Annotated in this window: 3 protein-coding genes and 1 pseudogene; 2 read left to right on the top strand and 2 right to left on the bottom strand. The window is 38.7% G+C overall.

Translation table 11 applies throughout. The features are described 5' to 3' along the window. The first annotated feature begins 412 nt into the window (after positions 1-412). Entirely contained in the window at positions 413-2,374 is a 1,962-nt protein-coding gene (locus FJR05_RS05400; protein ID WP_168643177.1) for an RNA-binding domain-containing protein, read from the top strand. Between the two features lie 252 nt (positions 2,375-2,626). After that, positions 2,627-2,851 (top strand): hypothetical protein, encoded by a 225-nt coding sequence (locus FJR05_RS05395; RefSeq protein WP_168643176.1) that lies wholly within the window; start codon positions 2,627-2,629, stop codon positions 2,849-2,851. 202 nt (positions 2,852-3,053) lie between these two features. Here the strand turns inward: FJR05_RS05395 and FJR05_RS05390 are convergent, their stop codons facing one another. Both FJR05_RS05390 and FJR05_RS05385 read right to left on the bottom strand, forming a co-directional pair. Then, on the bottom strand, positions 3,054-3,494 hold the full coding sequence (locus FJR05_RS05390; protein WP_254446755.1) for a DUF4276 family protein: 441 nt from the start codon (positions 3,492-3,494) through the stop codon (positions 3,054-3,056). Then, positions 3,481-3,828 (bottom strand): annotated as a pseudogene (locus FJR05_RS05385) (EAL domain-containing protein); the annotation flags it as partial. The gene FJR05_RS05390 and the pseudogene FJR05_RS05385, both read right to left, overlap by 14 nt. Between the last annotated feature and the right edge of the window lie 53 nt (positions 3,829-3,881).

Here is a 3,881-nt window from a genome sequence, read left to right as displayed (position 1 = left end):
TGCCTTACAAGCAGGATGTCATCAGTTCGAGTCTGGTACTGCCCATGCCCATTAACCGTTTTTTTGTTACAAGAAAATAGCGTAACTTTACCCATAATTTTGCTGTAAGCTTAGGCTTTAATTCGGCAAAGTTATGGGTTTAGTTTTTGAAGCTAATAAGTAAAACTATAACAGCTTACAAATGAAGCTCACTGGCAGCAGGAGAATAAAACTATTTATTAGCAAAATTCGACAAGCAAAAGGTACTAAAGACACTTTGTCAAGGACAAACGGTGATTCCTTTGGAAAGCGGAAGAATATCTATAGGAATGATTTATACAACTAATTAACGTACAAGAATTGACAGGACTTTTAATACCCTAGTGTTAAAATAATTAATAGATCCTTGCGTAAGTGGTGTGAGTATATTTTGATGGTGAGCTTATCAAGATTGGACATCGAAGAACTAGCAGAAGGCTATGATGTTGAAGCCAAACAGGCAACAGGCAGAGACGGACAAGGTGAACTACCTAAAAGTTTCTTTGAGTCTTATTCCGCAATGGCTAACGCCGACGGGGGCGTTATTTTTTTGGGAATAGAAGAAAAACCCAAAGGAAAATTTAACGCTACAGGTATTGTTATTCCAGAGCGTGTTCTCAAAAGCCTGTGGGATGGTTTGAACAATAATCAAAGAGTTAGTATTAACTTGCTTACTGATAAAATGGTAGAAGTGATTGATGTACAAGGTAAGCAGGTAATTCGCATCCAAGTACCAAGAGCAAGGCGGTCACAACGTCCAGTCTATGTAGGTCAAAATCCTTTAACAGGTACTTATCGAAGGAATTACGAAGGAGATTACCTTTGTGATCAGGAAACTGTTAAACGGATGTTAGCCGAGCAGGTTGAAGAAGTCCGAGATGCGCGATTACTGGAAAATTACGGTTTTGCTGATCTTGATCAGAACACATTCAAAGCTTATCGAAATCATTTCAAAGCTACCAAACTCGATCATCCTTGGCTGGATTTAGATGATAAAGAATTTCTACGGTCTATCGGTGGTTGGGTACAAGATAGGCAAACTCGTACTGAGGGACTAACACTAGCTGGGTTATTGATGTTTGGTAAGCTTCCATCCATTCTTGAAGTTGTACCTAATTATGTGGTTGATTACCAAGAGCGTCTAGAACAAACAACTGATACTCGCTGGATAGATCGCGTTACTACGGATGGAACATGGTCAGGAAACCTTTATGACTTCTATCGCCAGGTAATTCAAAAACTTTTCTCAGACCTCAAAGTACCCTTTAAGCTTCAGGGTACAACAAGAGTAGACGAAACACCAGTACACGAAGCCTTACGTGAAGCATTAATTAATACAATAATTCATGCAGATTATACAGGAAGATTAGCAATTCAGATTACCAAGCGACCTGATATGTTTTTATTTCGCAATCCTGGTATTATGCGCCTGCCATTAGAGGATGCTTTGCGGGGTGGTAACAGTGACTGCCGGAATCGCAAATTACAAAAAATGTTTCAATTCGTAGGAGTTGGCGAACAAGCAGGGTCGGGTATTCCTCAAATTTACCTTAACTGGAAGCGACAACACTGGCGAGTACCAGTTCTGTTCGACAAAGTAGAACCAGAACAAACGATATTGGGAATGTTAATGGTTAACTTGCTACCGGAAGAAACTCTTAAAGAGCTTGATGAGCGATTTGGCTCTTCATTTCGAGAGTTGTCTTACGACCAGCAACTTGCTTTAGCTACAGTAGCGATTGAGGGAAAAGTCACTCATGCCCGGCTTAAGTCTATGACAAAAACTCATCCGCACGACTTAACAAGGGCTTTGTGTGGGCTTGTCAAAGATGGCTTTCTAGAATCTGCCGGTGCTACTCGTGGCACGTTTTACTTTTTTCCTGGAGAACAACCAGATGCTGAAGTTGAATTAGTGGCTCAAAACTATAGATTAGTTGAACAAACGAATGCAGATAATTTGTTTTTAAATTCAGTACCTAATGAGAATAGCTCCGATGATTTGGAATCAAGCTCCGATGATTTGGAATCAAGCTCCGATGATTTGGAGTCAAGCTCCGATGATTTGGAGTCAAGCTCCGATGATTGGCAAGCACTAATGGCGATTGCAACAGATGTTAGAAATAAGAGCAAGGTATCAACAAATATTATGGAAGCAACAATCTTAGAGCTTTGCCAGGACAGATTTTTGAACCAGAAACAACTTCAAGAATTATTAGGCCGCTCTTACCATACGTTAAGGCTAGGCTACCTGAGCAGGATGCAAAAGCAAGGTCAACTGGAACTACGATACCCTGATAAACTTACTCATCCCAACCAAGGATATCGTACAAAAAATTCAAGCAGTAGTGATTTTTAAAACTCAATTCGTTTTCTGTTACTTCGCCACCTCCTCTGTCACGAAAGACAGGGTTAGAACTAAATTATTCCCACCCGTCTTTAGACCCATTAACAGTAAATTATGGCGATGCCTGCGGTGGGCTATGCTAACGCATTCATCAATAGTGGAAGGATAATATCAAAAATTTTAGTAGCTAATTTAACGTTAAATATATAGCTGTTGTCGTTGAGACAGTAATTGAGGTAATTGAGACTAAAGATAATAATCACAGTGTCAGTGCAGGAATGCAACAGGCGATCGCATTTAGTAATTCCAATTAAAAAACTCGGATGCAGCAGCACTTTTGCAATTTATATCTGTTACCTTGATTTTAGAGAATTGGTATTTAGAGCAAGTATCAAACTGATTTGGCGATCGCCTGCTTTGAAAAATGTTTTATTCTTCCTCCTCAAGCTTACCAATAGCGTCATCAAATTTGCTGATGATGTCGAGTAATTTTGATACGACTCGCGCAAAGATTTTTTGACACTAGCCTAGTTCGGATTGGATCATGTTATTCTAAGTAGAGTAACGTAAATAATTAAAGGTTTGTAGTAAGGTCTTTAGACCTGAAAGTAGGGCTAAAGCCCTAACTACGAGCCAATTTCAGAATCTGTTAACTTACTTAACATAGTTCTATTTATTTTCGCCTACCTACTTAGTTGAGAATTTTATTGATGCCATTGAGAAAAACTTGAAAACTACGAGATTTGTTTTCAGTCAAGGATAAATAGGGCGCGATCATCCTAGAATGAGTACCGGGGTAATATTCTGGAACTAACTTTCTGAGTTCTTCTTTCGCGGAGTTGAGTTGATCGGGGTTACGAAACTTTGTTTTATTTTGTTGTTGACTCAAACTTTCGGGTTTTAGTCTGTATGCTTTTTCCACTGCAACTAAATCACCTAAAAACCAAGATTCTAGTTCATGACATATTATCCGTATCAGTATATTTTTGTTCCCTGCATTTTGACAAATTTCTAAAAGTTCTGATTTGAGTTTTTTACAATTATGGGAATCTTGATCATGAACAATTATAAATTTTGTGTCGGGGTTAAACTTAAAGGCTTTGATCTTCTTAGCAACCCTATGTCTGCTCATTTTTCAAAACTTCTGTAGCTTGATCGAGAGACAATGGACGATATAAAAGATATCCTTGGATTTCATCACAGTTAATTGAGCGTAAAAACTCTAATTCTGATAGCTGTTCTACACCTTCAGCAATTACTTTTAATCCTAAAGATTGTCCCAAGGTAACTATAGCTTGAATAATATGGGCAACTTTGGGATCGGCGGTTAGTCCGTTAATAAAAGAACGATCAATTTTGAGATTATCAAACGGCAATACTTGTAGGCGAGATAGGGAAGAATGACCTGTACCAAAATCATCAAGGGCTAGAAGTAAACCCATTTGTGATAAACTTCGGAGTGCGGTTGTAACTGTTCACACTCCCCCACTAAAAAGGAATTAGGAAGTAACAGGGATAG

The sequence above is a fragment of the Dolichospermum sp. UHCC 0259 genome, assembly GCF_009711935.1.
In the GTDB taxonomy this organism is placed as follows: domain Bacteria; phylum Cyanobacteriota; class Cyanobacteriia; order Cyanobacteriales; family Nostocaceae; genus Dolichospermum.
The sequence above is the reverse complement of the archived record's forward strand: the minus strand, read 5'-3'. Positions and strand labels throughout refer to the sequence as shown.